General features: G+C 64.5%; 24 protein-coding genes. 14 read left to right on the plus strand and 10 right to left on the minus strand.

Annotated elements, in window-relative coordinates; genetic code table 11:
- Positions 1–73: 73 nt before the first annotated feature.
- On the minus strand, positions 74–1,966 hold the full coding sequence (locus ACVINW_RS34415) for a putative bifunctional diguanylate cyclase/phosphodiesterase (protein WP_456755384.1): 1,893 nt from the start codon (positions 1,964–1,966) through the stop codon (positions 74–76).
- A gap of 387 nt (positions 1,967–2,353) precedes the next feature.
- Here ACVINW_RS34415 and ACVINW_RS34420 point away from each other — a divergent pair, with 387 nt between their 5' ends.
- From ACVINW_RS34420 to ACVINW_RS34430, 3 genes are all read left to right on the plus strand, one after another.
- On the plus strand, positions 2,354–4,114 hold the full coding sequence (locus ACVINW_RS34420) for an ATP-binding protein (RefSeq protein ID WP_456755385.1): 1,761 nt from the start codon (positions 2,354–2,356) through the stop codon (positions 4,112–4,114).
- 114 nt (positions 4,115–4,228) lie between these two features.
- A complete protein-coding gene (locus ACVINW_RS34425; RefSeq protein ID WP_456755386.1) occupies positions 4,229–4,807 on the plus strand; it encodes a peroxidase-related enzyme in 579 nt (192 codons plus the stop codon).
- 22 nt (positions 4,808–4,829) lie between these two features.
- Complete coding sequence (locus tag ACVINW_RS34430; RefSeq protein ID WP_456755387.1) at positions 4,830–5,342, plus strand: MgtC/SapB family protein; 513 nt, start codon at positions 4,830–4,832, stop codon at positions 5,340–5,342.
- Here the strand turns inward: ACVINW_RS34430 and ACVINW_RS34435 are convergent.
- On the minus strand, positions 5,303–5,929 hold the full coding sequence (locus ACVINW_RS34435) for a ParB-like protein (protein WP_456755388.1): 627 nt from the start codon (positions 5,927–5,929) through the stop codon (positions 5,303–5,305). The genes ACVINW_RS34430 and ACVINW_RS34435 overlap by 40 nt on opposite strands.
- A 231-nt stretch (positions 5,930–6,160) precedes the next feature.
- Here ACVINW_RS34435 and ACVINW_RS34440 point away from each other — a divergent pair, with 231 nt between their 5' ends.
- The 7 genes from ACVINW_RS34440 to ACVINW_RS34470 all read left to right on the plus strand — a co-directional run bounded on the left by ACVINW_RS34440 (position 6,161) and on the right by ACVINW_RS34470 (position 11,242).
- Positions 6,161–6,406, plus strand: a complete 246-nt coding sequence (locus ACVINW_RS34440; RefSeq protein WP_456755389.1) for a hypothetical protein — start codon at positions 6,161–6,163, stop codon at positions 6,404–6,406.
- 87 nt (positions 6,407–6,493) lie between these two features.
- The gene (locus ACVINW_RS34445) at positions 6,494–6,835 is read left to right on the plus strand and encodes a hypothetical protein (RefSeq protein ID WP_456756566.1); all 342 of its coding nucleotides are present in this window, start codon (positions 6,494–6,496) and stop codon (positions 6,833–6,835) included.
- A 181-nt stretch (positions 6,836–7,016) separates the two neighbouring features.
- Positions 7,017–7,316, plus strand: a complete 300-nt coding sequence (locus ACVINW_RS34450; RefSeq protein ID WP_456755390.1) for an acyl carrier protein — start codon at positions 7,017–7,019, stop codon at positions 7,314–7,316.
- A 9-nt stretch (positions 7,317–7,325) separates the two neighbouring features.
- Positions 7,326–7,802: a 3-hydroxyacyl-ACP dehydratase FabZ family protein gene (locus ACVINW_RS34455; protein ID WP_456755391.1), complete on the plus strand. Its 477-nt coding sequence runs from the start codon at positions 7,326–7,328 to the stop codon at positions 7,800–7,802.
- Entirely contained in the window at positions 7,795–8,979 is a 1,185-nt protein-coding gene (locus tag ACVINW_RS34460) for a beta-ketoacyl-ACP synthase (RefSeq protein ID WP_456755392.1), read from the plus strand. The genes ACVINW_RS34455 and ACVINW_RS34460 overlap by 8 nt, the downstream gene beginning before the upstream one ends.
- 27 nt (positions 8,980–9,006) lie before the next feature.
- Positions 9,007–10,284, plus strand: a complete 1,278-nt coding sequence (locus ACVINW_RS34465; RefSeq protein ID WP_456755393.1) for a beta-ketoacyl-ACP synthase — start codon at positions 9,007–9,009, stop codon at positions 10,282–10,284.
- A 22-nt stretch (positions 10,285–10,306) separates the two neighbouring features.
- Positions 10,307–11,242 (plus strand): lipid A biosynthesis lauroyl acyltransferase, encoded by a 936-nt coding sequence (locus ACVINW_RS34470; protein WP_456755394.1) that lies wholly within the window; start codon positions 10,307–10,309, stop codon positions 11,240–11,242.
- A 136-nt stretch (positions 11,243–11,378) separates the two neighbouring features.
- Here ACVINW_RS34470 and ACVINW_RS34475 read toward each other — a convergent pair whose 3' ends face one another.
- The 7 genes from ACVINW_RS34475 to ACVINW_RS34505 form a co-directional block, all read right to left on the minus strand.
- Positions 11,379–12,488 carry a polyamine ABC transporter substrate-binding protein gene (locus ACVINW_RS34475; protein ID WP_456755395.1) on the minus strand — a complete coding sequence of 370 codons (1,110 nt, stop codon included), beginning with the start codon at positions 12,486–12,488 and terminating at the stop codon, positions 11,379–11,381.
- Positions 12,489–12,494: 6 nt separating this feature from the next.
- Positions 12,495–13,664, minus strand: coding sequence for an aminotransferase (locus ACVINW_RS34480; protein ID WP_456755396.1), 1,170 nt, complete (start codon positions 13,662–13,664; stop codon positions 12,495–12,497).
- Positions 13,665–13,672: 8 nt separating this feature from the next.
- Entirely contained in the window at positions 13,673–14,002 is a 330-nt protein-coding gene (locus ACVINW_RS34485; protein ID WP_456755397.1) for a rhodanese-like domain-containing protein, read from the minus strand.
- A 133-nt stretch (positions 14,003–14,135) separates the two neighbouring features.
- Positions 14,136–16,061, minus strand: a complete 1,926-nt coding sequence (locus ACVINW_RS34490) for a potassium transporter Kup (protein WP_456755398.1) — start codon at positions 16,059–16,061, stop codon at positions 14,136–14,138.
- A gap of 154 nt (positions 16,062–16,215) precedes the next feature.
- A complete protein-coding gene (locus ACVINW_RS34495; RefSeq protein WP_456755399.1) occupies positions 16,216–18,138 on the minus strand; it encodes a potassium transporter Kup in 1,923 nt (640 codons plus the stop codon).
- Between the two features lie 115 nt (positions 18,139–18,253).
- Positions 18,254–19,084, minus strand: coding sequence for a flagellar motor protein MotB (locus tag ACVINW_RS34500; RefSeq protein WP_456755400.1), 831 nt, complete (start codon positions 19,082–19,084; stop codon positions 18,254–18,256).
- A gap of 28 nt (positions 19,085–19,112) precedes the next feature.
- A complete protein-coding gene (locus ACVINW_RS34505; RefSeq protein ID WP_016848416.1) occupies positions 19,113–19,886 on the minus strand; it encodes a motility protein A in 774 nt (257 codons plus the stop codon).
- A gap of 398 nt (positions 19,887–20,284) precedes the next feature.
- Here ACVINW_RS34505 and ACVINW_RS34510 point away from each other — a divergent pair, with 398 nt between their 5' ends.
- The 4 genes from ACVINW_RS34510 (at position 20,285) to ACVINW_RS34525 (ending at position 25,257) form a co-directional block, all read left to right on the plus strand.
- Entirely contained in the window at positions 20,285–21,262 is a 978-nt protein-coding gene (locus tag ACVINW_RS34510; RefSeq protein WP_456755401.1) for an NADPH:quinone oxidoreductase family protein, read from the plus strand.
- 1,014 nt (positions 21,263–22,276) lie between these two features.
- Entirely contained in the window at positions 22,277–24,238 is a 1,962-nt protein-coding gene (locus tag ACVINW_RS34515) for a PAS domain S-box protein (RefSeq protein ID WP_456756567.1), read from the plus strand.
- A gap of 263 nt (positions 24,239–24,501) precedes the next feature.
- Positions 24,502–24,696, plus strand: a complete 195-nt coding sequence (locus ACVINW_RS34520; RefSeq protein WP_456756568.1) for a hypothetical protein — start codon at positions 24,502–24,504, stop codon at positions 24,694–24,696.
- Positions 24,697–24,984: 288 nt separating this feature from the next.
- Positions 24,985–25,257 carry a hypothetical protein gene (locus tag ACVINW_RS34525; protein WP_456755402.1) on the plus strand — a complete coding sequence of 91 codons (273 nt, stop codon included), beginning with the start codon at positions 24,985–24,987 and terminating at the stop codon, positions 25,255–25,257.
- A gap of 13 nt (positions 25,258–25,270) precedes the next feature.
- On the opposite strand, the gene ACVINW_RS34530 is transcribed toward ACVINW_RS34525, so the two are convergent.
- Positions 25,271–26,539, minus strand: a complete 1,269-nt coding sequence (locus ACVINW_RS34530; RefSeq protein ID WP_456755403.1) for an NAD(P)/FAD-dependent oxidoreductase — start codon at positions 26,537–26,539, stop codon at positions 25,271–25,273.
- Between the last annotated feature and the right edge of the window lie 44 nt (positions 26,540–26,583).

The raw sequence follows: 26,583 nt of genomic DNA on the forward strand, positions 1-26,583 counted from the left end.
AGTGTACAAAGGATTAGGTCCCGTCAACAAATTGTTGGCGCCGGCATCGCGGCATGCTGATCGAGGCCGGTAGTCAGGCGACCGAGACGGCCTTTTCGCGATGCGAGGACAGCAGCTCGCGGATTTCGAGATCCGGCACCGGCCGGCTGAACAGGTAGCCCTGCATCTCGGTGCAGCCGAGGATGCGCAGCAGGTTGCGCTGCTGCTCGGTCTCGACGCCTTCCGCCGTCGTCGTCATGTCGCTCGCGGCGGCGATGTTCACGACGGCCTGGACGATGGTGGACGATGCGCCGGTCCCGGCGAGATCCTTGATGAAGGCGCGATCGATCTTGATCTTGTCGAACGGGAAGCGCTGCAGATAGCTCAGCGACGAATAGCCGGTGCCGAAATCGTCGAGCGCGATGCGGACGCCGAGCTCGCGCAGCTGATGCAGGACATCGAGCGCGGCCTCGTCGTCGCGGATCAGCACGGCTTCGGTGATCTCGAGCTCGAGCCGCGAGGGCGCGAGCCCCGACGCCGCCAGCGCGGCGGCGACATTCAGCGCCAGCGTCTGGCTCTTGAACTGGATCGGCGACACGTTGACCGCGATATGGACATGATCCGGCCACTTCACGGCTTCGCGGCATGCGGTGTTCAGCACCCAGTGCCCGAGATCGTTGATCAGGCCGGTGTCCTCGGCGACCGGGATGAAATCCGCAGGCGAAATGGTGCCGCGTTCGGGATGGCGCCAGCGCAGCAGCGCCTCGCAGCAGCTGACCCGGCCGTCTTCGAGATGAAGCAGCGGCTGATAGTGCAGCTCGAAATTGCCGTCGACGATGGCCTGGCGCAATTCCAGCTCCAGGCTGCGCCGCGCCTTGGCGCGCGCGTCCATGCCGGCCTCGAAGAAGCGGTAGGTGCGGCGGCCGTCGCTCTTGGCGCCATAGAGCGCGAGATCGGCGTTGCGCAGCAGTTGATCGAGCTCGAGGCCGTCGGCCGGCGCAACCGCAATGCCGATGCTGGCGTCGGTGGTGATGAGATGCCCGCTGCAATCGACCGGCTGGCGGATCGCCTGATAGATCGCGGCCAACAGCTGCATAGTCTGGGTCTGATCGCGTACCGCGGTCTGGATCACGGCAAATTCGTCGCCGCCGAGCCGCGCTGCGACGTCGGTATCCCCCAGGCAGGAGCGCAGGCGATCGGCCACGGCCCTCAGCAGTTCGTCGCCGATCTGGTGGCCGAGCGCGTCGTTGACGCTCTTGAACTCGTCGATGTCGATATACATGACCGCGAGTTGCTCGTTCGGCCCGATCGCTTTCAGCGCCTGATCGAGGCGTTGGCGGAACAGCACGCGGTTGGGCAGATCGGTGAGCGCATCATAATGCGCCATGTAGGCGATCTTGTTCTCGTTGCGCGTCCGCTCCGTGATGTCCTCGATGGTCGCCACCCAGCCGCCCTCCGGCAGCGGCTTGTTGACGATCTCGATCGCCCGCCCGCCCGGTGCCTCGGTCAGCTGGCGCGTCGCCTTGCCGAGCTTCACGTTGCGGATGATGGCATCGCAGAACGCGTCGACGTCGCCGTCGAACGAGCCGGTCTCCTGCCGGTGCGCGATCAGCCGCTGCATGGTGCAGCCCGGCTTTGCCACATCGGGCGAAAGCCCGAACATCTCGATATAGGGACGGTTGCAGATGATGATGCGCGCCGAGGCATCGTAGAGCACGAGCCCCTGCGGAATGTTGTCGACGGCGGTCATCAGATTGCGACGCTCGGTGGCAAGCCGCGCGTCGGAAATCTCATGACGCTTCAGCAACAGGAAGACGATCACGGCCATGATCGCGAACGCCGCCATCAGCAGGCCTTCGCGCTCGCTCCATTGCGCGGTCACGCTTCCGAACAGGCTGCCGACCAGCATGCCGGCACAGAACGCCAGGCCCTTGGTGGTGCCCGCGTCGGCATTTCCTGGTGATGAATTGCGGTGTTCGATGCGCACGCTGATCTCTCCCGGACGCGGCATCGTTACGCAGCACAAATGGAAAGGTCGTTACAAACCGCAGTTAGCAATCGGTTACACGATACCAGGCGACCGCGGGCGACCAACCAGGCCGGACGCCCCGTAAACCTACGGAGCTGCCGGCGCACTTCTCCGAGATGGTGAATGCCGCGTTAACGGAAAAGCCGCGAAACAATCGCCGCTGTGCCGGAACGCGACGCTCCGCCGCCGAAGCGGCGTGATATCGCGACACGACAGAAACAAATCGTCACCGGGAAGGAGTAGATTTAGCCGAACCGAAACTTCTGCGACTTAACGGTTTTTCCAATCCCGGGCAGGCATATTGGTCCGGACATTTGGATTTCGCGAACGAGCCAGGCGAGAACTGTGACATCCTTTGGACGTGTGATCTCTGTGCGCGGCTCGCAGGCCCGGGTTGGGCTGCTGGCGGGCGGCCAGATGCAGCTTTCAGAAATGCGCGCGACCGTCGGCCGGTTCGTCAGCATCCGCTGCGCGAGCTCGGTCATCGTCGCCATGATCACCGAGGTGTCCTGCGAAAACCTGCCGGCGTCCGACGAGTACATGGCGACCGCCTCGGTCGACCTGCTCGGCGAAATCCTCGGCGGCGACCGCCCGAAATTCCAGCGCGGCGTCACCCATTATCCGACCATCGGCGACAGCACCGACCTGATCACCAACCAGGAGCTGCGCACGGTCTACGCGCCGAGCGGATCCGACCAGATCAATGTCGGAACGCTGCAGCAGGATCGCTCCGTCATTGCCTATGTCGACGTCGAGGAAATGCTGTCCAAGCACTTCGCGGTGCTCGGCTCGACCGGCGTCGGCAAATCCACCGGCGTCTCGCTGCTGCTCAACGAGATCCTGAAGTCGCGGCCGAACCTGCGCATCTTCCTGCTCGACGTCCACAACGAATACGGCCGCTGCTTCGGCGAGCGCGCGCAGGTGCTGAACCCGCGAAACCTCAAGCTGCCGTTCTGGCTGTTCAACTTCGAAGAGATCGTCGACGTATTGTTCGGCGGCCGCCCCGGCGTGCCCGAAGAGCTCGACATCCTCGCCGAAGTGATCCCGATGGCGAAGGGCATCTACACCCAGTACCAGAATTCCGACCGGGTCGGTCTCGGGCTGAAGCGCGTCGACCCCAAGCAGGTCGGCTACACCGTCGATACGCCGGTACCCTATCGCCTGGTCGACCTGATCTCGCTGATCGACGAACGCATGGGCAAGCTGGAGAACCGCTCCTCGCGCATCATCTATCACAAGCTGATCTCGCGCATCGACGCTGTGCGCAACGACCCGCGCTACGCCTTCATGTTCGACAACGCAAATGTCGGCGGCGATACCATGGCCGAGGTGATCAGCCATCTGTTCCGCCTGCCCGCCAACGGCAAGCCGATGACCATCATGCAGCTCGCCGGCTTCCCGGCCGAAGTCGTCGATTCCGTGGTGTCGGTGTTGTGCCGCATGGCGTTCGATTTCGGGCTGTGGAGCGACGGCGTCTCGCCGATGCTGTTCGTCTGCGAGGAGGCGCACCGCTACGCTTCCGCCGACCGCAATATCGGCTTCGGGCCGACCCGCAAGGCGGTGTCGCGCATCGCCAAGGAAGGCCGCAAATACGGCGTCTATCTCGGCCTGATCACCCAGCGCCCGGCCGAGCTCGACGCCACCATCATCTCCCAGTGCAACACGCTGTTCACGATGCGCCTTGCCAACGACCGCGACCAGGCGCTGCTGCGCTCCGCAGTGTCGGATGCCGCGGCCAACCTGCTGTCGTTCGTGCCCTCGCTCGGCACCCGCGAGGTGCTGGCGTTCGGCGAAGGCGTGGCGCTGCCGACGCGGCTGCGCTTCAAGGAGGTGCCGCCGCACCAGCTGCCGCGCGGCGAGGCCACCATCGCCACCGTGCCGTCGGTCACCGCCGGCCACGACATGCACTTCGTCAGCGCTGTGCTGGAACGCTGGCGCGGCGCCACCTCGCATCGCGACAACGCACCGAACGACCCAGGATTGAATTCGAGCCTCAACTCGCCCGTGCCGGCACGCACGATGGCGCCGGCCGAGGCGCCGATGCTGCAGCCGTCGCTGGGCCTCGATCCGGATCGCTTCTCGCTGCTGAAGAAGCCGCTGCGCTAACATCGCGGCCGCAAGGCGCCGATGCGCCTTGTACCCAAAGCGCCTTGCACCCAAGCCGTCATCCACTATGGTTTCGCATGACGCCGCGTCCTTGCGGCACGCCGGAACCAGCTCATGACGCAGCCAACCGCAAAACGCTTCCCGACGCCCGCTCTCGACCAGCTCCCCGAGGATATCCGCAGCCGAATCCTGGCGGTGCAGGAGAAGTCCGGCTTCGTACCGAACGTCTTCCTCACTCTGGCCTATCGGCCCGACGAGTTTCGCGCGTTCTTTGCCTATCACGACGCGCTGATGGAGAAGGACTCCGGCCTCTCCAAGGCCGAGCGCGAGATGATCGTGGTGGCGACCAGCGCCGCCAACCAGTGCCAGTATTGCGTGATCGCCCATGGTGCGATCCTGCGCATCCGCGCCAAGAATCCGGAGATCGCCGACCAGATCGCTATCAACTACCGCAAGGCCGACATCACGCCGCGGCAGCGCGCCATGCTCGACTTCGCCATGAAGGTGAGCCGCGCGGCCGAGGAGGTCGCGGAAGGCGACTTCGCCGCGCTCACAGCCCACGGCTTCAGCGACGACGATGTCTGGGACATTGCCGCGGTGGCGGCGTTCTTCGCGCTCTCGAACCGGCTCGCCAACGTCACCGGCATGCGGCCGAACGCCGAGTTCTACACGCTCGGGCGGCAGCCGAAATAGAGGACGGCTCACAGAGGACATCTTGGTGGACTGGAGCGAGATCATCCTGCGGCTCGGCGCGGCCACCCTGGCCGGCAGTGCGATCGGGCTCGACCGCGACCTGCGCGGCAAGCCGATCGGCCTGAAGACGCTCGGCCTCGTCAGCCTCTCGACCGCGACCGTCGTGCTGCTGGCCTTGCATGGGGTCGATCCCGGGAAATTCACCGATGCGGTCAGCCGCGTGATCCAGGGCGTGCTGACCGGCATCGGCTTTCTCGGCGCCGGCGTGATCGTCCGGCGCGGCGATCGTTTTCACGTCCACGGCCTGACCAGCGCCGCATGCGCGTTCTTCGCCGCATGCGTCGGGATCGTCTGCGGCGCCGGACACTGGCCGATCGTCCTTACCGCGCTCGTGCTGGCATTCCTGCTGCTGACCTTCGGCAAGCGCACCGAGCGGTGGCTGCACCACGTGCTCGGCGGCAAGGAAGATCCAGCCAAGCCGGAGGCCGTCCCCGGTCAGTCGTCGGATGCCGGCCCGCACCAGCCGGGCAGATAGACCGCGTCCTTGCTGCGGCCGAGCGCCAGCCCCTTCTCCAGCGCCTTGGCGAAATTGTTCTCCACCGTCTTGCGCGGGATGTGGCGGCGCAGGAAATCGGCCCACAGGAATTCGCTGAAGGGCGTGGTGTCCTTGGCGAAGCCGCCGGCCCGGCGCATCTCGCCGGCAAGGCTGCGGAACGGATCGTCCTTGAGATCCTTGATCGACTTCGGAATGTCCTTGAAGTGGCAACGGTCGCCTTTGGAATTGTAGGGATAGACCCAGCGCTTGTTGTCCATCACGCCCCAGAACACGTCGCGCTCGACCATCGTGAGATCGCCGATCACCGTGACCAGGATGTCCTTGACGCCTTCCTCATGCAGCGCACGCGCCATGTGATGATGATCGACCACGTAGTAGCGATCGTCGGGACCGTGTACGACCGGGATCATGTGCTTGCCCAGCAGTTCGGCGCGTTTTTTGTCCGAGCTGTGCTCGCGCCAGCGCTTCCGCTTTTCCTTCACCTCATGCATGCCGACCGTCATCTGGGTCGGCCGCAGCGACATGATCGGGACCGGTTTGACGTAAGGCTCGCGCGTATGGGCCATGATTTGCACTCCCGTTTGACCGGCACCCCGGAATGGGTTCCATTATGACATGATGTCACAGGCGGACGAAAGAGCCGGTTCGACGGAACGAGTTTGCGAGCAAACGAGCCTGAAGGCCCGCACGATCCGCCTCGGCAATCGCGAGGTGGTGACCGAGGGCTTGGAGCTCAGCAGACATTCGCCATCGCTCCATCGCCAATGCCGCCACGCGGCTGTGGCTGTTCAAGAACGGTGTCAGCAAGGAAGCATGGCCCGACGCCGATCCCACGAACTGCCGTTGGTGCAGCCGTCAATGCCAGTCTCGGCCTGATCGTCTCGGGCTACGACGACGTTGCAGCGCAAACTGTGCATGCGCGAAAATCCTGCAAGCATTCCGACATCCGCATCGGCCATCGCTACGCGGAGATCCTGCACACGACCGACGACGGCCGTCTGCGGATCGACTACAGTCGGTTCCACGAGACGCTCGAAGGATGAATACCACCTCTGCGCGCATCAAGATTTTAGGTGTGAAGCGCGGCGAACATGCTAAACATGAGTGGCGACGCGACCGGACTGACAACAGTGAAGACGCAGCGGCCAATTTCCTCGGATGACGAGCACGTGGTGCTCAAATTCCGGCCGCGTACCTCGGCGCAGCCGCCCGGCAAGCGCGAGCAACCGATCCGACCGACCCGCCCCGCTTCCGTCGCCAACGACCTCTCCCGTTACGAGAAGCCGCGCGAGGAGCCGGACGATTTCCGGCAGCGCATGCTCGCCAACATCGCCGCCTTCGCCTTCACCGTGGCACTCACCGCGATCGGCATCTGGCTCGCCATGAGCATCGCCGATTTGCGCAAGACCCAGGATTGCGTGCTGATGGGACGCCGGGATTGCGCGAAGATTACCGTGATGCCGCGCACCTAGGCGGGCCGGAACCGTGCCCAAAAACCGTCCTGGCCGGCCCGGCCAAGCTCCATTGAACTAACGGCCCTGCTCCGATATACGGGCACACGACTCCGGCAGCAGCGATAGGGATTTCCGGGGCACCGCGCCCGCCTCCTCCAAGCCGACCCGGAATTACCTTCAAAATATCAAAGGCTTAATGATGTCCTCCACATTCGAGCAGATCGCCAACATTATCGCGGAGACGTGCGACATCCCGCGCGATACGATCAAGCCGGAGAGCCATGCGATCGACGATCTGGGGATCGACAGCCTCGACTTCCTCGACATCGCCTTTGCCATCGACAAGGCGTTCGGCATCAAGATGCCGCTCGAGAAGTGGACCCAGGAGGTCAACGACGGCAAGGCCACCACGGAGCAGTATTTCGTGTTGCAGAATCTCGCCGACCGCATCGACGAACTGGTTGCGGCCAAGAACGCGAGCACGGGCACGGGCTCGTAATCGCCCATCATGCAGCTTGAAACCTTTCAGCTGATCGATCGGATCGTCGACCTCAACCTCGACGCCAAGACCATTGTCGTCGAGGCGGATGTCCCGCCGGAGAGCCATTCGGTGTTCACCGGACACTTTCCGGGTTACCCGATCATGCCCGGCGTGCTGCTCACCGAAGCGATGGCCCAGAGCTCGGGCTGGCTGATCCTCGGTCTGACCAAGTTCGAGCGCATGCCCTTCCTCGCGATGGTCAAGGAAGCCAAGATGCGCGGTTTCGTCAGCCCCGGTTCGACGCTGACGATCGAAGCCAAGATCGAGCACGAAGGTTCAGGCTTCACCGTGACCTCGGCGAAGGTCCGCGTCGGCAAGGAGCTCAAATGCAATGCCGAGCTGACCTTCCGTCATATTCCCTTCCCCAGCCCGGACTTGCGCGTGCACATGGATGCGATGGCCGGCAAGATCGGGTTTCCGCAGCAGGCAATAAGTAATGGCTGAGAAGGAAGTCTGGATCACCGGCGTAGGCCTGCTCTCCTCGCTCGGCGAGGGGCTGGATGCGCATTGGCAGGCGCTGGGCGAAAAGCGCGTCAATGCCGACGACAAGCGTCTCGCGCCCTACGTGATCCATCCGATCGCCCCCGTGAGCTTCGACGCGCAGATCCCGAAGAAGGGCGATCAGCGCCAGATGGAGACATGGCAGCGGATCGGCACCTATGCCGCCGGGCTGGCGCTCGATTCCGCCGGCGTCAAAGGCAATCAGGAAATCCTGTCGCGGATGGACATGATCATCGCAGCCGGTGGCGGCGAGCGTGACCTCACTGTCGACCTGGCGATCATGAATGCCGACGCGCAGGGCAAGCTGCCGCCCGCCCTGCTCAACGAGAAGCTGATGAACGAGCTGCGTCCGACGCTGTTCCTGGCGCAGCTCTCCAATCTGCTCGCCGGCAACATCGCGATCGTTCACGGCGTGTGCGGGACGTCGCGCACCTTCATGGGCGAGGAAGCCGCGAGCATCGATGCTGCGCGGATCGCGGTCGCCCGCATCGGGGCCGGACAGAGCGACATCGCGCTGGTCGGCGCGGCCCATAACGGCGATCGCGGCGACCTCTTGATGCTCTATTCGTTCGGCGACTTCGCTCTCAAGGATCAATACGCGCCGGTCTGGGCGCGCAGGAATCACCCGGGCTTCGCCATCGGCTCGGCCGGGGCCTTCCTGGTGATGGAATCGCGCGAGCACGCCGAGGCGCGGGGTGCCAAGCCGTACGCCAAGCTGACCAAGGTGGTCGCGGATCTCGCCAAGCGCAAGCAACCCGGCGCCGTGACGAAGTCGCTGCAGGCGATGTGGCCGCAGCTCGGCGTCAGCGACGCCAATGCCATGCTGATCACGGGTGCGACCGGCGCGGAGCCTGCGACCGCCGAGGAGCGCGAATTCCTCGGTCAGCACCCGGACGTTGCCGTGCGTGCCACCGGGACGACCTTCGGGCACACCATGGAGGCCCAGTTCCCGCTCGGGCTCGCATTGGCAGCATTGTCGATCTCGCGCGGCGCGCTTTATCCGGCCAACGACCCGACCGGGCTGGAGGTTGAAAAGACCGAGGCGCCAACCCAGATTGTCGTGTTGGGGGTCGGCCACTGGCAGGGCGAAGGCATGGCGCTGGTCGAGGCCGTCAAGTAATTCGGCGCAAGCACCGACGGGGACACCATGACAGCACCACGCGATAAATTCGGCCGACCGATCGTTGTCGTGACCGGCATGGGAATCGTGACGTCGCTCGGCGGCGGCAAGACCGACAATTGGAAGCGCCTCACCGCGGGCGAGTCGGGCATCCGGACCGTCACCCGCTTCCCGCTCGACAGCATGAAGACGACGATGGCCGGCGCCGTCGATTTCGTCACCGTCGATCCGTTCTCCTCGACCAGCCTGTCGCAGCGCCTGGCGGAGATCGCAGCCGAAGAGGCGCTGGAGCAATCCGGCATCGGCGGCAAGGGCGACTTCCCCGGCCCGCTATTCCTGGCGGTCGCACCGATCGAGACCGAATGGCCGCAGCGGCTCGAGGTGGCGCGCGACGTTCCGACCAAGGACTTTGGCATCATCGAATACCTGGCGACCTGCAGCGGCGGCAAGTTTGCGCATTTCCACCGGCGCTTCACCTTCGGCTCGGTCGCACTCAGCCTCGCCGAAACCTTCGGCACCAAGGGCTCGCCGATTTCACTCTCGACGGCATGCGCATCCGGCGCGACCGCGATCCAGCTCGGCGTCGAGGCGATCCGCCGCGGTGAAACCGATGCCACGCTGTGCATCGCCACCGACGGCTCGGTCAATCCCGAAGCCATGGTGCGGTTCTCGCTGCTGTCGGCGCTTTCCACCCAGAACGATCCGCCGCAGGCCGCCTCCAAGCCGTTCTCGAAGAACCGCGACGGCTTCGTGATGGCCGAAGGCGCCGGCGCGCTGGTGTTGGAGAGCTACGAGGCCGCGATGGCCCGTGGCGCGCGCATCCTCGGCGTCGTCGCCGGCTGCGGCGAGCTGACCGACTCCTTCCACCGCACCCGCTCGGCCCCCGACGGCAAGCCCGCGATCGGCTGCGTCCGCAAGACGCTTGCGGACGCCGGCATGGAGCCCGAGCAGATCGATCACATCAACGCGCACGGCACCTCGACGCCGGAAAACGACAAGATGGAATATCTGGCCACCTCGGCGGTGTTCGGCGAGCACACCAAGAACATTCCGGTGTCGTCGAACAAGTCGATGGTCGGCCACACCATCTCTGCCGCCGGCGCGGTCGAGGCGATCTTCTCGCTGCTCACGCTCGAGCATCAGCGGATTCCGCCGACGATCAATTACGAGGTGCCCGATCCCGCGATCCCGTTCGATGTGGTCGGCAACAAGGCGCGCGATGCCAAGGTGACCGCCGTGATGTCGAACTCGTTCGGGTTCGGCGGGCAGAACGCCTCGCTGATCCTGACGCGCGAGCCGGCCTAGCCCGGCGCCCTCGCCTCGACAGATGAAACGCCTGATCCTCCGCACCAGGGCGCAGCTGCGTGACGCTGCCAAGCCCGTGACCGACGCTGCCATTGGCGCGTTGACGACCGGACTGTTGCGCACCACGCGCTATTTCGATCCGGAGAAGACCGCACGATTCTTCGGCCACGCCGCGCATTTCATCGGCCGTCGGCTGCGCGAGGATCGGATCGGCCGCGAGAACCTGACGGCCGCCTTCCCGGAGAAGTCACCGCAGGAAATCGAAGAGATCCTGACCGGCGTCTGGCACAACCTCGGACGCATCGGCGCCGAATTCGCGCACATCGACCGCATCTGGGATCATGACCCCCAGAATCCCGACAAGCCCGGGCGCGTCGAATTCTCGGCGCGGAGCAAGCAGCTGTTCGACCAATTGCGTGACGACGGCAAGCCGGCACTGTTCTTCGCCGCGCATCTCGGCAATTGGGAGCTCTCGCCGATCGCTGCCGCCGCGCACGGCCTCGACGCCACGATCCTGTTCCGGCGGCCGAACATCGAGGCCGCCGACCGCGCCATCGAGCGCATCCGCGCCGTCAACCTCGGTACGCTGGTCCCCGCCGGCCGCGACGCGCCGCTCAAGCTGGCGCAGGCGCTGAAGGACGGCCAGCACGTCGCGATGCTGGTCGACCAGTATTTGACCAACGGCGTTCCCGTCACCTTCTTCGGCCGCAAGACCACCGCGAACCCGCTGCTGGCGCGCCTGCGCCGGCAGATCGATTGCCCGATCCACGGCACGCGGATCATCCGCCTGCCCGATGGCCGTTTCCGCGGCGAGGTCACCGAGGAAGTGAAACCGGTGTTCGACGCGTCCGGCCAGATCGACATCCAGGGCACCATGCAGGCGATCACCGACATCGTCGAGGGCTGGGTCCGCGAGTATCCGGATCAATGGCTCTGGCTGCACCGGCGCTGGCGGTAGGCTCCACATTCGTCATTGCGAGCCAACGGGTTGCGCGAACGCGCGCCCGATGACAGGCTCCGCGAAGCAATCCATTTCTCCTGCATGCGGAGCGATGGATGCTTCGTCGCTTCACTCCTCGCAATGACGGATAGACCTACTTCCCGGTCTTCACGCGCGTCCACAGCCGGTTGATGATCCGCTGCGTCGCCGGATCGCGCGCCGTGATCACGAACAGCTTCTTCTGCATCGCCTCGTCGGGATAGATGTTCTTGTCGTTGAAGATCTTCGGATCGATCAGCTTCTGGCTCGCCAGATTGCCGTTGGCGTAGGACAGGAAGTTCGAGTTCTTCGCCGCGACGTCGGGACGGTAGAGGTAGTTGATCAGCTCATAGGCCTCGGCGACGTTCTTGGCATCGGCGGGAATCGCCAGATTGTCGAAGAACATCTGCGCGCCCTCCTTCGGGATCGTGTAACCGATCTCGACGCCGGTGTTGGCTTCCGCCGCCCGGCTGCGCGCCTGCATGATGTCACCAGACCATCCGACCACGAAGCAGATCTCGCCCGAGGCCAACGCGCTGAGATATTCGGATGAATGGAATTTGCGCACATAGGGCCGGATCTTGATGACGAGATCGGCGGCCTTTTCGAGGTCGGCCTGCCTGGTCGAATTCGGATCGAGGCCGAGATAGCTCAGCGCCGCCGGCAGGATGTCGTCGGCGGAATCCAGCATGTGGATGCCGCAATCCTTGAACTTGGCGAGGTTCTCCGGCTTGAACACCATGTCCCAGCTGTCGATCTTCGCATCGGGCCCCAGGATCTTCTCCGCCATCTTGACGTTGTAGCCGATGCCGGTGGTGCCCCACATGTAGTTGGCGCCGTAATTGTTGCCGGGGTCGTAGGTCGCGAGCTGACCGGTCACGACCGGCCAGGCGTTGGCGAGGTTCGGCAGCTTCGATTTGTCGAGCTTCAGAAACACCTTCGCGGTGATCTGCCGCTGCAGGAAATAGCCGGTCGGCACCACGACGTCGTAGCCGGACTTACCGGCCAGCAGCCGCGTCTCCAGCGTCTCATTGGCGTCGAACGTGTCGTAGATCACCTTGATGCCGGTTTCCTTGGTGAAGTCCTCGAGGACTCCCGGCGCCATGTAGTTCGACCAGTTGTAGAAGTTGACCGTGCGCTCCTCCGCGCTGGCGGACGCAGCGAACAACAGAACCGTGGCGACCGTACCGACGAGGCTGACGAGACGACGGCTCTGCTTCTGCATTCTGGTCTACCTCTTGCGACGATGCACCGCGTCCGACAGCCGCTCCAGCGCGGTGTCGAGCGTCGAGTCCTTTTTGGCGAAACAGAAACGCACGACCGACGTCACCGCATCCTGCTCGTAAAACGCCGACACTGGAATAGCCGCGACTTTGTAATCCCTTACAATTCGCCAGCAGAACTCCGCATCGGCCTCATTGAGGCCGAGCGGCGACAGGTCGACCGTGAGGAAATAGGTGCCCTGCGACTTCAACACCGGAAAGCCGATGCTCTCGAGCCCCTTGCTGAGGCGATCGCGACTGCGCGCCATGTCCTTGCGCATGTCGAAGAAATAATCGTCCGGCTTGCCAAGGCCGTAGGCGACCGCCGCTTGCAGATTGGGCGCGGTCGTGAAGGTGAGGAATTGGTGCACCTTCGCGGCGACACGCAACAGCGGCGGCGCGGCGCAGACGAATCCGATCTTCCATCCCGTCAACGAGAAGATCTTGCCGGCGCTGCCGACCTTGATGGTGCGATCGCGCATGCCGGGGATTGTGATCAACGGAATGTGCTCGCGGCCGTCGAACACGACGTGCTCCCAGACCTCGTCGCAGATCGCGACCACATCGAACTCCTGGCAGTACCGCGCCAGCAGCTCGAGGTCCTCGCGCGGATAGACCACGGCCGCAGGGTTGAGCGGATTGTTGAACAGCACCGCCTTGGTCTTGTGGTTGAAGACGCTGCGCAGCATCTCCTCGTTCAGCCGCCACTCCGGCGGTTCGAGCCGCAACAGCCGCGGGATGCCGCCGGCCTGGCGGATGATCGGCAGATAGGAATCATAGACCGGCTGGAAGCACACCACCTCGTCGCCCGGCTCGACCACGGAGAGGATCGATGAGGTCAGCGCTTCGGTGCCGCCTGACGTGACCATCACCTCGGTCATCGGATCGAGCTTGAGTCCGTGCCAGTGGCCGTAATGCGTTGCGATCGCCTGACGCAGTTCCGGAATCCCCATCATCGACGGATACTGGTTATAGCCGTTGATGGAGGCGTCCGCGGCGGCGCGGCGGATGTCCTCCGGTCCGGGATCGTCGGGAAAGCCCTGGCCGAGATTGATGGCGTTGTTGTCGCGCGCAGCCTGCGACATCGCCTCGAAGATGGTGACGGGAAGGTCCGCGAAGACCTTGTTCATGGAGGTCATGTCAGGGATCAGCCGCCGGTCTTGGTCGGCAGTCCCGCCGCCTTCCAGCCGATGATGCCGCCCGCGAGGTGCTTGTCGTAGGGCAGGCCCGCGGCCTGGGCGGCCAGCGAGGCCGTCACCGAGCGCTTGCCGGAGCGGCAGGCGAACACCACCTGCTTGCCCCGCGGATCGGGGATCGCAGCCGGATCGAAGCTCGACAGCGGCACCACGAGGCCGTCGGGATAGGCTTCGACGGCGACTTCATTGGGCTCGCGGACGTCGACCAGGAGATAGCGGCCTTCCGCTATGCCCTTCGACACCTCGTCCGGAAACAAATCTTCCACCTTGTGATCCGCCACGGAAATATCCTCCCGATATTGCTTGGCGAGCGTCGCATGGCTCGCCGTTCCGGGCCGCAAAGTCGCCTCTCGCGGCAAGAAAATCAAGCGTCCGAAACGGGTTAGATGCCGCGCAGAAAAGCTGGATCGTGGCCTAGATCGTGACCTGCGTGCCGACCTCGACCACCCGCCCGGTCGGGATCTGGAAATAGTCGGTGGCATCGTTCGAGGAGCGGCTCAGCGCGATGAACAGATGGTCCTGCCAGCTCGGCATGCCCGAATGGGCCGCCGGCTTCAGCGCGCGGCGGGACAGGAAGAACGAGGTCGACATGATGTCGAACTGCCAGCCCAGCTTGCGGGCGATCGCCAGCGTCTTCGGCACGTTCGGCTGCTCCATGAAGCCGAACTTCAGCGTCACCTTGGAGAATGTCTCGGTCAGCTGCTCCATCCGGACCCGCTCGGACGGATCGATGCGCGGCGTCGGCGCGGTCTCGATGGTGAGGATGACATTCTTCTCGTGCAGCACCTTGTAGTGCTTGAGGCTGTGCATCAGCGCGGTCGGTGCGCTGACCGGATCGCTGGTCAGGAACACTGCGGTGCCGGAGACCCGCTGCGGCGGCCGCTTCTCCAGCATCGCGACGAGATCGGCGAGCGGGAATTCCAGCTTGCGCGACTTCTCGAACAATAGCCGGCTGCCGCGCCGCCAAGTGTACATCACGACCATCATGGCGCCGCCGAGCGCCAGCGGCACCCAGCCGCCCTCGAACACCTTGAGCAGATTGGCGGCCAGGAACGTGATGTCGAGGAACAGGAACGGCGCCACCAGCGCGGCGGCGGCGACCGGCGACCAGCGCCAGACCTTCCAGATCACCACGAAGCCCATCATCGCGGTCACCACCATGGTGCCGGTCACCGAGATGCCGTAGGCCGACGCCAGCGCGCTCGACGAACGGAACATCAGCACCAGCACGATCACCGCAATGAACAGCAACCGGTTGATGCGCGGCATGTAGATCTGGCCGGAATGCGCCTCTGACGTATGGCGGATCTCGAACCGCGGCATCAGGCCGAGCTGGATCGCCTGCCGGGTCAGCGAATAGGCGCCGGTGATGACGGCCTGGCTCGCGATCACGGTCGCCATGGTGGCGAGCGCGACCATCGGGATCAGGGCCCAATCCGGGAACATCAGGAAGAACGGGTTCTCGACGCCCTTGGGATCGCCGATCAGGAGCGCGCCCTGCCCGAGATAGTTCAGCGCCAGCGACGGTAGCACGATGAACAGCCACGCGGTCTGGATCGGGCGCTTGCCGAAATGGCCGAGATCGGCATAGAGCGCCTCCGCACCGGTCACGGCGAGGAACACGGCACCGAGGGTGATGAAGCCGATCACGCCGTGATGCAGCATGAACGACACCGCAAGGATCGGATTGAGCGCGTACAGCACCTCGGGATGCCGCACGATCTGCGGCAGCGCGGCGATCGCGATCACGGCGAACCAGACGCACATCACCGGCCCGAAGAAGGCGGCAACCCGCGCGGTGCCGCGCGACTGCACCGCGAACAGCACGACCAGGATCACCACCGTGAGCGGCACGACATAGGGATCGAAGGTCGAGGTGACGAGCTTGATGCCTTCGATCGCCGACAGCACCGAGAGCGCCGGCGTGATCACGGCATCGCCGTAGAACAGCGCGCCGCTGATGATGCCGAGCAGCACGATCGCGGCTCCGCCCTTGGTCACCGCGCGCTGCGCCAGCGCCATCAGCGCCAGCGTGCCGCCCTCGCCATTGTTGTCGGCACGGAGCAGGATCACGACGTATTTGAGCGTGACGACGACGATCAGCGCCCACAGGATCAGCGAGAGCACGCCGAGCACCGCATGCGTCGTGACGGCGCCCTCGCCGCCGGCAGCCGCAACCACGGCCTCGCGTAGCGCGTAGAGCGGGCTCGTGCCGATGTCGCCATAGACGACGCCGATGCTGCCGAGCATCAGCGCCTTGAAGGTGGCGGTTGAATGCGCCTCGCCATGGCCGTTTACCGCGGGCGTTTCCGCCGCGGTGATCGCACTCTCGGATGACATGGGAAGCTGCGCCTCTGTCTTCTGCCGCACTGCACAATGCCGGGTTGCAGGCCTATACTCCCGGCAGGAATGCATAGGTTAGCACGGATTCAGGCCTCCACTATGCGTATCACGCATAGATCACGGTTTCTCAACGCCGGAATTCGCTGCCGGCTCAGATAGTTACCTGAGTACCCACTTCAACCACCCGCCCGGTCGGAATCTGGAAATAGTCGGTGGCATCGTTGGCGGAGCGGCTCATCGCGATGAACAGATGGTCCTGCCACTGCGGCATTCCGGACTGGGCCGACGGCTTCAGCGAGCGGCGCGACACGAAGAACGAGGTCGACATGATGTCGAACTGCCAGCCGAGCTTGCGAGCGACCGCGAGCGCCTTCGGCACGTTCGGCGATTCCATGTAGCCGAAGCGCAGCCGCACCGCGGTGAACTTGTCGCTGACCTTCTCCATGCTGACGCGCTCGGACAGATCGACGCGCGGCGTCGGCGCGGTCTCGATGGTCAGGATCACATTGTGCTCGTGCAGCACCTTGTTGTGCTTGAGATTGTGCAGCAGCGCGGTCGGCACGAAGCTCGGGTCGCTGGTCAGGAACACCGCGGTGCCCTTGACGATATGCGGCGGCCGCTTCTCCAGACTGTGGACCAGGTCGCGCAGCGGCACCTCGATGCGGCGCGTCTTGGCGACCAGGATCGCGGCGCCGCGGCGCCAGGTCCAGATCATCGTCGCCATCACGATGCCGAACAAGAGCGGCACCCAGGCGCCCTCGAACAGCTTCAGGAGATTGGCGCTGAAGAAGGTCATGTCGACGATCACGAACGGCAGGATCAATGCCGCCGCCGATGCCACCCGCCAGTTCCACAGCTTCCAGATCACGATGAAGCCCATGATGCCGTCGGCGACCATGGTGGTGGAGACGGCGATGCCGTAGGCCGAGGCGAGCCCGCTCGAGGTGCGGAACAGCAGCACCAGCAGCAGCACGCCGATCAACAGCAGCCGGTTGACCCGCGGCAGGTAGATCTGGCCGGCATGGGTCTCCGAGGTGTAGCGGACCTCGAAGCGCGGCAACAGCCCGAGCTGCACCGCCTGGCTGATCAGCGAATAGGCGCCGGTGATGACCGCCTGGCTCGCGATCACGGTCGCGGCGGTGGCGAGCCCGACCAGCGGCAGCAGCAGCACGTCGGGCACCATGCGGTAGAACGAGTTCTCGATCGCGCCAGGGTCGGACAGCACCACCGCGCCCTGCCCGAAATAGTTCAATAGCAGCGACGGCAGCACGAAGAACAGCCAGCCGGACTGGATCGGCTTGCGGCCGAAATGCCCGAGATCGGCGTACAGCGCCTCGCCGCCGGTCACCGCGAGGAACACCGCGCCCAATGTCACCAGGCCGATGGTGCCGTGGGTCAGCATGAACTGGAGCGCGTAGTACGGATTGATCGCCGCCAGCACCGACGGATCATCCATGATGTGGGCCACGCCCATCGCCGCGAGCGAGGCGAACCACACCACCATGACCGGCCCGAAGGCCGAGGCGACTCGGGCGGTGCCGGAGCGCTGCACCGAGAACAGCACGACGAGGATCAGGATCGTCAGCGGCACCACATAGTGCTCGAGATGCGGCGTGGCGAGCTTGAGGCCTTCGACCGCCGACAGCACCGAGATCGCCGGGGTGATCATGGAATCGCCGATGAACATCGAGGCGCCGACCACGCCGAGCGCGAGCAGCGGCCAGCTGCGCCGTCCGAGCGCGCGCTGGCCGAGCGCCATCAGCGACAGCGTGCCGCCCTCGCCATTGTTGTCGGCGCGCAGCAGCAGCAGGACATATTTCGCGGTGACGACCGTGAACAGCGCCCACAGGATCAGGCTGAGCACGCCCAGCACCATGATGCGGGTGACCGGCTGGCCGTGCGCGGCACCGCCGACCGCCTCGCGGAATGCGTAGAGCGGCGACGTGCCGATATCGCCGAACACCACTCCGATGCTGCCCAGTGTGAGGGCCCAGAAACTGGATGTGCCGTGCCCCGCACCCTGGATCGTGCCTTGAGTGTCCTGGGCTTCGCTGGATGTGACGCTGGCAGCCATGGCGAAGTTGGAACGCCCGATCGGTTGATTTTGATCCGCGCGGCTATCGACGCTTCCGCCCCGCCTGTCAACCAAGCAACACCGCCCGCGCGACGGTAACATGGTGTTTTTGGGGCTACGGCTTCAAGTCCGGCGGCAGCGGCGGATTTTCCCGCATCAACGTGATGGTCACGCGACGGTTGGCCGGCAGTGTCGGGTCGTCGGGAAACAGCGGCTGGCCGTCCGCCTTGCCGGAAACCGCGAAAACATGCGACGGCGGCAGTCCTTCCCGCTCGAGGATCTGCCGCACCGCATTGGCGCGGTCCGCGGACAGGTCGAAGGCGTCGTATTTGCTGCGCGCCGGCACGAAGCCTGCGGCTGTATGCCCCACGATCGCGATCCGCAGCGGCGTCGCCTTCAAGGGCGCTGCGAGCTTCTGGATCAGCCGGCGGGTGCGCTCATACGGCTCCCTGGAGCCGTCGGCGAACATCGAGCGGCCGTCCTGATCGACGATCTCGAGGTTGAGCCCCTCCTTGGTCTCCTCGAACATGATGTTCTTGGATATCTCGGTCAGCTCCGGCATGTCCTGCAGCGCCTGGCGCAGCGAGGCCGAGGCGAGCGCGAATTCGCGGTCGATCTTCAGCCGCGCGCCGTTGATCTGGCTGCGCTCCTGCTCGTCCGGGGTCGGATTGGCCGAAGACTCCTCCGGCGAGATGTGCTCGACGTTCTTGAGCTTCGGCCGGGTCGGCAGGCCGTCGGACTCGACGATGCCCGAATAGCGCACATTGGTCTGCACGCCGAAGGCGTCGCGCATCGAGCCGGCGACGATCTTCAGCTTGTTGTTGTCCATAGTGGAGAACGCGACGAGCATCACGAAGAAGCTCATCATCAAGCCCATCAGGTCGGCAAAGGTCACGAACCAGCCGTGACCTCCGGTATGGGCGTCGCCGCGTTTTTTCTTCGCCATTGTCGCGTTTCCCGAACCCGCCGGCCGGTCAGGCCGGCACCGGCTCGCCTTCCTCCTGGCGATGCTTCTCCGGCAGATAGGCCAGCAGCATCTCGCGCACCAGCGCGGGGCTCTTGGAGTCGCGGATCATCAGGATGCCGTCGATGATCAGCGTGCGGTTGGTCTCCTCGTCGAGCAGCTTGCCGTGCAGCTTGTCGGCGATCGGAAGACAGAACAGGTTGGCGACCAGCGCGCCGTACAGCGTCGCCAGCAGCGCGGTCGCCATGAACGGGCCGAGCTTCGACGGGTCGGTCATGTTGGCGAACATCTGCACCATGCCGATCAGCGTGCCGATCATGCCGAAGGCCGGCGCGCAGTCGCCGATCGCACGATAGATCTTGCTGCCCTCGTCGAGGTGCATCAGGAAATTGTCGCGGTCGCGCTCCATGTTGTCGCGGATGAATTCGAGGTCGTAGCCGTCGGCGACGTAGCGGATCCCCTTGGCAAGGAACGGCTCGTCGGTCTCGACCTTCTCGAGGCCGACCGGGCCCTGCTTGCGGGCGATCTCGGCAATGCGGGCGAGCTCGTCGACCAGGTCGCGTGCCGACAGCCGGCTCATGGTGAAGGCAAACTTGGCGCCGAGCGGCAGCCCGTGCAGCATCACGCCGAGCGGAAAGCGGATCATCGTCGCCGCGATCGAGCCGCCGAAGATGATGATCATGGCATGTTCGGAGATGAACATGTGCAGGTCGCCGCCCATGAACATCATCACCGCGATGACGATGATGCCAGCCAACAGCCCGGCGCCAGTCATGATATCCATAGGAGACTCCAACGCGTACGCAACCTGCCCGTCCTGGACGGCGCGCAGCCCAGTGGGGGCCGCGTGGAAAACCCTAGCGTTAACGCCATTAAGGACGCGTTACCGAATTTGGTAGGGATAACAACGGGTAAACGCCGGCCTTTTCGCGATGTCGTTGAAGATGCTGGCTTTCCGCATCGAACGCCGCCACGGCATGCGCAAAAGCCCTCCCCGTAGAACAACGGACATGAGATAGGTGGGCTCAAAGCGTTTTCGAGCGAAAGCCTGTCCCGGACTTGATCCGGGATGGCTACCGGTTCGTGTGAAGAAAACGCGTCAACACAAGAATTGAGAGCCCCGTTCCGATTCAATCGGAACGGAAAAGGCTCTCGAGGAAACGAACAAGCGAGCAGGACAGGATGAAGGCGGTCGTCGTCGAGCACTATGCGCCCATCGAGCAGATCGAGCTGAGGGAGATCGCCACCCCCGAACCCGGACCCGGACAGATCCGCGTCCGGATCCACGCCGCGAGCATCGGCTTCGTCGACGGGCTGAAGGTCGAGGGCCGCTACCAGACCAAGGACGCCCTGCCCTTTACGCCCGGTGCGGAATTCGCCGGCGTGGTCGATGCGGTCGCAAGCGACGTCGCCGGCATCGCGCCGGGGATGCGGGTGATGGGCGCGGCGCGCTCGGGTGCTTTGGCCGAGCAGATCGTGGTGCCGCCGGCTGTGGTCGAGATCATGCCCGACGGCCTGTCGATGGAGGCCGCAGCCGCCTTCCGCACCAACTACCTCACGGCGCTGTACGCGCTCGGCGAGCGCGGCTCGCTCAAGGCCGGCGAGCAGCTCCTGGTGCTCGGTGCCGCCGGCGGCACCGGCATCGCCGCGATCCAGATCGGCAAGCTGCTCGGCGCGCGTGTCATCGCCGCGGCCTCGACCGAGCAGAAGCGCAGCTTCGCCGCCAGCTTCGGCGCCGACGCCGTGGTCGACTACACCAGGCCCGATTGGCGCGACGCGCTGAAGGAGGCGACCGGCGGCCATGGTCCCGACGTGATCTTCGATCCGGTCGGCGGCGAGGTCTCGCTGCAGGCGTTCCGCTCGATCGCCTGGAACGGCCGCCATGTCGTGGTCGGCTTTGCGGCGGGCCAGATCCCCGCGCTGCCATTCAACCTGCCGCTCCTGAAGGGCGGCCTTCTGATCGGCGTCGACGCTGCCCAGATCGCGCGCCGCGAGCCGGAGGCGCAGGCGCGCGTGATGACGCAACTGTCGGCGTGGCTGAACGATGGCCGGCTGACGCCCGTGGTCGGCAAGGTGTTCGCGTTCGACGATTTCCGCGCGGCGTTCACCACCATGCAAACCCGCGCCGCGCTCGGCAAGATGGTGGTGCGGATCGGTTAGCGGGAAAGACAAACTGCCGATGTTGTCCTGGCAAAAGCCAGGACCCGTAACCACCGCATTCGGTGATGAACGGGACCGCGGCCCCAGCGTCGCACAACAATGAGCATTCGGGGTAATGGGTCCTGGCTTTCGCCAGGACGACGATGAGGATGGGTTTCGATTCACTTGCCACACTGTCGGTGTCATCACCCGCGAAAGCGGGTGATCCAGTATTCCAGAGGCAGTAATGCTTGAGCCGAGAGGCCGCGGTGTACTGGATCGCCCGGTCCCGTCTACGCCAAGGCTTCGACGAGGCAAGCAGTCCGTGGCGCGCCGAAGCTTTAGCGGAGGCGGCGAGCCGCGCGATGACAGTTGTGGACGAGGATACAGTTTCGCGTTCTCGCGACATGAATTGTCCGAGCTTTGCTCTTTCGTTCCGCCCTCTCCGTTGGTGAGGGCGCAGGGAAAGCCGGGTGCCGATTGCACCCATGGGCCCCGTGCAATAGGTAGAAAGCACGGGGGGTAGGACCACAGGTGTAACCGGAGCAATCCGGCTTTCCCTGCGCGATGGGTTACGGCTTATACGTGCTCTCCCCGGCGAGACTTGGCTTTGTTGTCACCGTCTTCACAACGCGCACTGCGCAATCGGAAGAGACACCTACCGCTAGGGCGTCAGGCCTGCACGATTTCACCGTCCGCTTCATGCGCATTCGTCGACTGCACAATCGGCGTCCACCGCATCTCGACCCGCGTTCGTGACGACCGCGAAGCGCCCCTCGTGTCGGGCGAGACGGACGCATTAAACATCTGAGTTGGGTCTGGTGTCAAGTTAATTTCTGAAAAGCCGAACGGATCGATCGCGGATCGATATCGCTGCCGCCATCCGCAATTCCATGCGCCTGCAGTGCGGTGACATCCACTTGGTTCCTATATTTTCGTTGCCGTGGCGGCGGGGAACGAGTTCAAAATGTTGACGTTAACCGGTGCATCTTGATCAATTTGCACGAGGGGTCGGCGGCGGGCCGCTATCTTCGAATGAATCCCAATACAGCCGACGTGTCGGACAGCCAACGGCTTCAATTGCTGATCGACGCGATCACCGATTATGCGGTCTATCTGGTCGAGCCAGACGGCACGATCGCAAGCTGGAATTCCGGCGCCGCCCGGCTGAAGGGATATAGCGCCGACGAAATCATCGGGCGACCGCTTTCGACCTTCTATACTCCCGAGGATCAGGCCGCCGGACTGCCGCAAAAGGCACTGGCGGTCGCCGCCGAACAGGGACGTTTCAGCTCGGAAGGCTGGCGGGTCCGCAAGGACGGAAGCCGTTTCTGGGCGACCGTCGTGATCGATGCGGTGAGAGATCGCAAGGGGTCGCTGATCGGTTTCGCCAAGGTTACGCGCGATGTCACCGAGCGGACCGAAGCCACCAAGGCGCTGCTCGACAGCGAACGGCGCTATCGCCGGCTGATCGAGGCCGTCGTGGACTATGCCATTTTTCAGCTCGATGCCTCGGGCGTCGTCGTCACCTGGAACCCCGGCGCAGAGCGGATCAAGGGCTACGCGCCGGACGAGATCATCGGCCAGCACTTCTCGCGATTCTACACGGAAGAGGACCGCGCAAACCGCGTGCCCGACCGCGCGCTCGAGCAAGCAAGGCAAAGCGGCCGGTTCGAAGCCGAAGGATGGCGTGTCCGCAAGGACGGCACCAAGTTCTGGGCGTCGGTGGTTATCGACAGGATCATGGACGAGAGCGGTGCCGTGGTCGGCTTCGCCAAGGTGACCCGCGACATCAGCGAGCGCCGCAACGCACAGGAGGAGCTCGCCAAGGTTCAGGATCAACTGCTTGCCTCGCAAAAGCTCGAGGCGGTCGGACAACTCAGCGGAGGCGTCGCGCACGATTTCAACAACCTGCTGATGATCGTGATCGGCAACCTCGAAACGATGGAGCGACATGGCCGGCAGCTTGCCGGCAATCCCAATTTCCAACGCGCCCTGTCTCATGCGAAACGCGGCGCACAGCGCGCAGCGAGCCTGACCAGCCGCCTGCTCGCCTTCTCGCGCCGACAGGCCCTGTCACCGAAACCGATCGAGCTGAACAACTTCCTCAACAGCTCGCAGGAATTTCTGCAACGAACGCTTGGCGAACGCGTCGACGTTCAGACCGTCGGCAGCGCCGGGCTCTGGCAGATTGAAGCCGATCCAAACCAATTGGAAGCAGCCATCCTGAACCTCGCGATCAATGCACGCGACGCGATGCCCGAAGGCGGCAAACTGACGATCGAGGCCTCGAACGTGTCGGCCGATCACGCATACTCCTTACGAAATCCCGAACTCAGTCCCGGGCAGTATGTGGTCATCAGCATCACCGACACGGGTGTCGGGATGAGCCACGACACGTTGAGCCATGCTTTCGAACCGTTTTTCACGACCAAGGAAGTCGGACACGGCACCGGCCTCGGGCTCAGCCAAGTCTACGGCTTCGTGAAGCAGTCGGGCGGCCATATCAAGATCTACAGCGAGCTCGGCTACGGCACCAACGTCAAGCTGTATTTCCCTCGCCACCGTGGGCCGGCCCTCGAGCAGGAAGAGATTGACGAACCGGTCGCCGTAGCCGAGTCGAGCAAGATCGAAACCATCCTGGTCGTCGAAGATGACGAGGATCTCCGCACCTATATCAGCGAGTTGCTGCGAGAATTGAATTATCGCGTGCTGATGGCTGGGAGCGCGCAGTCCGCATTGACCATCCTGCTCCAGGAGCAGCCGCATATCGATCTCCTGCTCACCGACATTGTGATGCCGGGCATGAACGGCCGCGAGCTTGGAAAGCGAGCTGCCGAGATGCGGCATGGACTCAAGATTCTCTACATGACGGGCTACTCGCAGAACGCCGTGATACATCATGGCCGGCTGGACCAGGGCGTCGAGCTCCTGGAGAAACCGGTCTCGCAAGCCAAGCTTGCGTTGCGCGTGCGGGAAATCCTCGACCGCCGCTAGAGCGCGATGAGATTTGGTTGAATCGTCATCGCTTTGGCTCTTTGTTTGAACATGATCTCCGCGCAAACGCGTTCCGCGTTTGTCGCGAGGGGACCCGCTTCGCACTTTTTCGGATCGTGCTTCAGCCTGTCCGACCGATGCACCGCCGAGTGTTTGTCGGGCGGGCGGCCAGCCCGACGCGCGGAGCCGAAATTATCACAGGTTATTGTCCCGCAAGTTCCCGCCGCCTACCGTTCACTGACGAGAGCGTACTGGGCCGCACCATGCAGGATATGTTGAAGCACCTTGAGAAGCTTCGCCGCGACGCGGCGGAGTGCGCACTGATCCGCGACCTGGCCACCGACATCCGAAAGCGCGAGCTGTTCACCAGATTGGCCGACCATCTCACCGCACTCGCCGCAGAGGTCGAGAAGGCCATTGCCGCTGCCGCGGCCGGCAAGCAAGGCGATGCTGTCTAGGTCGCGTCCGTTTCCGCGACAGCACGCTTCCCAAGATCATCTCGCGCGCCGCTGGAAGATCGATTTAACCACCGGAAAGCCACCACGTCCGACCGCAGGAACCAAATTCGCAATAGGGCATTGTCATTCACCCAGCGGTTGAGAGGTAATATGCCGCCAGTATCGGTATGTGTGCCGATCCTGTAGCATTCCTTGTCCACAGGGGGGCCAATTAGCCGTCGTCTGCTGTATTTCAGGAATCTTCATCTTGGCACTTTTTGCATATCGAATATCGGCCACGACGTCCCGGTGGCGGGCGCCGACCACCGCCAGCAGGGCCGCGCGATGAAGACGGACAAGGCCATCTGGTACGTCTCGTTCGCCGTGCGAAACGACCCTGACGCCGGACATCACCGCTTCGCGCGCCAAACCCGCACCTTCACGACAGAGCAGGATGCCAAGGCGTTCGCGCGCACCCTGCTCGATCAGACGCGGGACGTCAGCGCCGGCACGATCAATCCGCATATGCCAAGACGCGTGATCGCGCCGGCCGCGATCACGGCCTGGGCCGGCGACAGCTGAGATCCACGTCCCCTTACAGGAAGCGCGCCGGCGAAAACGGGGCGAGCGGAATCTCCGGCGCCGTGCCGCTGAGCAATTGCGCGACCAGCCGGCCGGTGCGGGCCGACCCGACCAGCCCGACATGGCCGTGGCCGAAGGCATAGACCACGTCGCGCGAGGCGCTGCTGTGGCCGATGCAGGGCCGCCCGTCGGGCATGCTCGGGCGATGGCCGAACCAGGTCTTGATCCGCGACGGTGGAATGTCCCGGGGCAGTTTCGGGAACATGCTGAACAGATGCTCGCGCAGGATCTCGGCGCGCTTCCAGTTCGGCGCGGCGTCGAGGCCAGCGATCTCGACGGTGCCGGCGGCGCGCAGGCCCTTGTCGGTCCAGTTGACGACCATCTTGGCATCCGAGGCCATCATCGAATTGCGCGGGCCGGACTCCGGGTGCTCGATCATGACGTGATAGCCGCGCTCGGTCTCGAGCGGCAGCGGATCGCCGATCGATGCGGTCAGCTGTTTCGAGCGCGCGCCGGCGGCGACGACCGCCGCGTCGCAGGCGATCTCACCACGCTCGGTGACCACGGCGACGAGCCTGTCGCCGGCAAGCTTGAGGCCGGTCGCCTTGGCGGCGACGCGCTCGGCGCCGCTTGCGACGGCGTGCGCGGCGAGTGCTGCGACGTAAGCGCCGGGATCGCGGCAGCGGCCGGCCTCCTCGACCACGACGCCGAATTTGTAGCGCGGATGCAGATCGGGCTCGCGCTGGCGCATCTCATCCTCATCGAGCTCGAGCCATTCGATCCCGACGCGCTTGCGGATGCGCCAGCCGAGATCGCGGTCGAACGGCGCGCGCGAGGGAAACACATGCATCACCCCGCGCCGCTCGATCAGCTCGGGTACGCCGGCTTCTTCGGCGAGCTGCCGGTGCAGCAGCGGCGCATCCTTCAAGAGATCGCGCATCGCCCGCGCGGTGGCCTCGACCTGCGCCTCGGTCCAGCTCGACAGCAGATACCTGATCAGCCACGGCAGCGCCTTCGGCACATACGACCAGCGGATCGCGAGCGGCCCGAGCGGATCCATCAGATAGCCCGGCACCTTCTTCCAGGTGCCGGGCTCCGCCGGCGGGATCACCGAATGCGACGACAGCCAGCCGGCATTGCCATAGCTCGCGGCCTGCGTGCCGCCGGGCTCGCCGGGATCGATCAGCGTGACGCGATGACCGGCGCGCAGCGCCTCGATGGCCGAGATCACGCCGACCGCGCCGGCGCCGATGATCGCGACGTGACGCCCCGTTCCGGTCATCAGCGCTTCGCCTTTTGATTGGGCATGATCTTCGGGCAAACGCA

The organism is Bradyrhizobium sp. USDA 4461 (genome assembly GCF_054055655.1).

Bases quoted from the DNA above. Each gene is read 5' to 3' on its own strand.
- ACVINW_RS34500 (WP_456755400.1), bottom strand. From the start codon at position 19,084: ATGGCGAAGAAAAAACGCGGCGACGCCCATACCGGAGGTCACGGCTGG.
- ACVINW_RS34465 (WP_456755393.1), top strand. From the start codon at position 9,007: ATGACAGCACCACGCGATAAATTCGGCCGACCGATCGTTGTCGTGACC.
- ACVINW_RS34450 (WP_456755390.1), top strand. From the start codon at position 7,017: ATGTCCTCCACATTCGAGCAGATCGCCAACATTATCGCGGAGACGTGC.
- ACVINW_RS34475 (WP_456755395.1), bottom strand. From the start codon at position 12,488: ATGCAGAAGCAGAGCCGTCGTCTCGTCAGCCTCGTCGGTACGGTCGCC.
- ACVINW_RS34530 (WP_456755403.1), bottom strand. From the start codon at position 26,539: ATGACCGGAACGGGGCGTCACGTCGCGATCATCGGCGCCGGCGCGGTC.
- ACVINW_RS34505 (WP_016848416.1), bottom strand. From the start codon at position 19,886: ATGGATATCATGACTGGCGCCGGGCTGTTGGCTGGCATCATCGTCATC.
- ACVINW_RS34510 (WP_456755401.1), top strand. From the start codon at position 20,285: ATGAAGGCGGTCGTCGTCGAGCACTATGCGCCCATCGAGCAGATCGAG.
- ACVINW_RS34470 (WP_456755394.1), top strand. From the start codon at position 10,307: ATGAAACGCCTGATCCTCCGCACCAGGGCGCAGCTGCGTGACGCTGCC.
- ACVINW_RS34490 (WP_456755398.1), bottom strand. From the start codon at position 16,061: ATGTCATCCGAGAGTGCGATCACCGCGGCGGAAACGCCCGCGGTAAAC.
- ACVINW_RS34480 (WP_456755396.1), bottom strand. From the start codon at position 13,664: ATGACCTCCATGAACAAGGTCTTCGCGGACCTTCCCGTCACCATCTTC.
- ACVINW_RS34435 (WP_456755388.1), bottom strand. From the start codon at position 5,929: ATGGCCCATACGCGCGAGCCTTACGTCAAACCGGTCCCGATCATGTCG.
- ACVINW_RS34495 (WP_456755399.1), bottom strand. From the start codon at position 18,138: ATGGCTGCCAGCGTCACATCCAGCGAAGCCCAGGACACTCAAGGCACG.
- ACVINW_RS34460 (WP_456755392.1), top strand. From the start codon at position 7,795: ATGGCTGAGAAGGAAGTCTGGATCACCGGCGTAGGCCTGCTCTCCTCG.
- ACVINW_RS34425 (WP_456755386.1), top strand. From the start codon at position 4,229: ATGACGCAGCCAACCGCAAAACGCTTCCCGACGCCCGCTCTCGACCAG.
- ACVINW_RS34520 (WP_456756568.1), top strand. From the start codon at position 24,502: ATGCAGGATATGTTGAAGCACCTTGAGAAGCTTCGCCGCGACGCGGCG.
- ACVINW_RS34455 (WP_456755391.1), top strand. From the start codon at position 7,326: ATGCAGCTTGAAACCTTTCAGCTGATCGATCGGATCGTCGACCTCAAC.
- ACVINW_RS34515 (WP_456756567.1), top strand. From the start codon at position 22,277: ATGAATCCCAATACAGCCGACGTGTCGGACAGCCAACGGCTTCAATTG.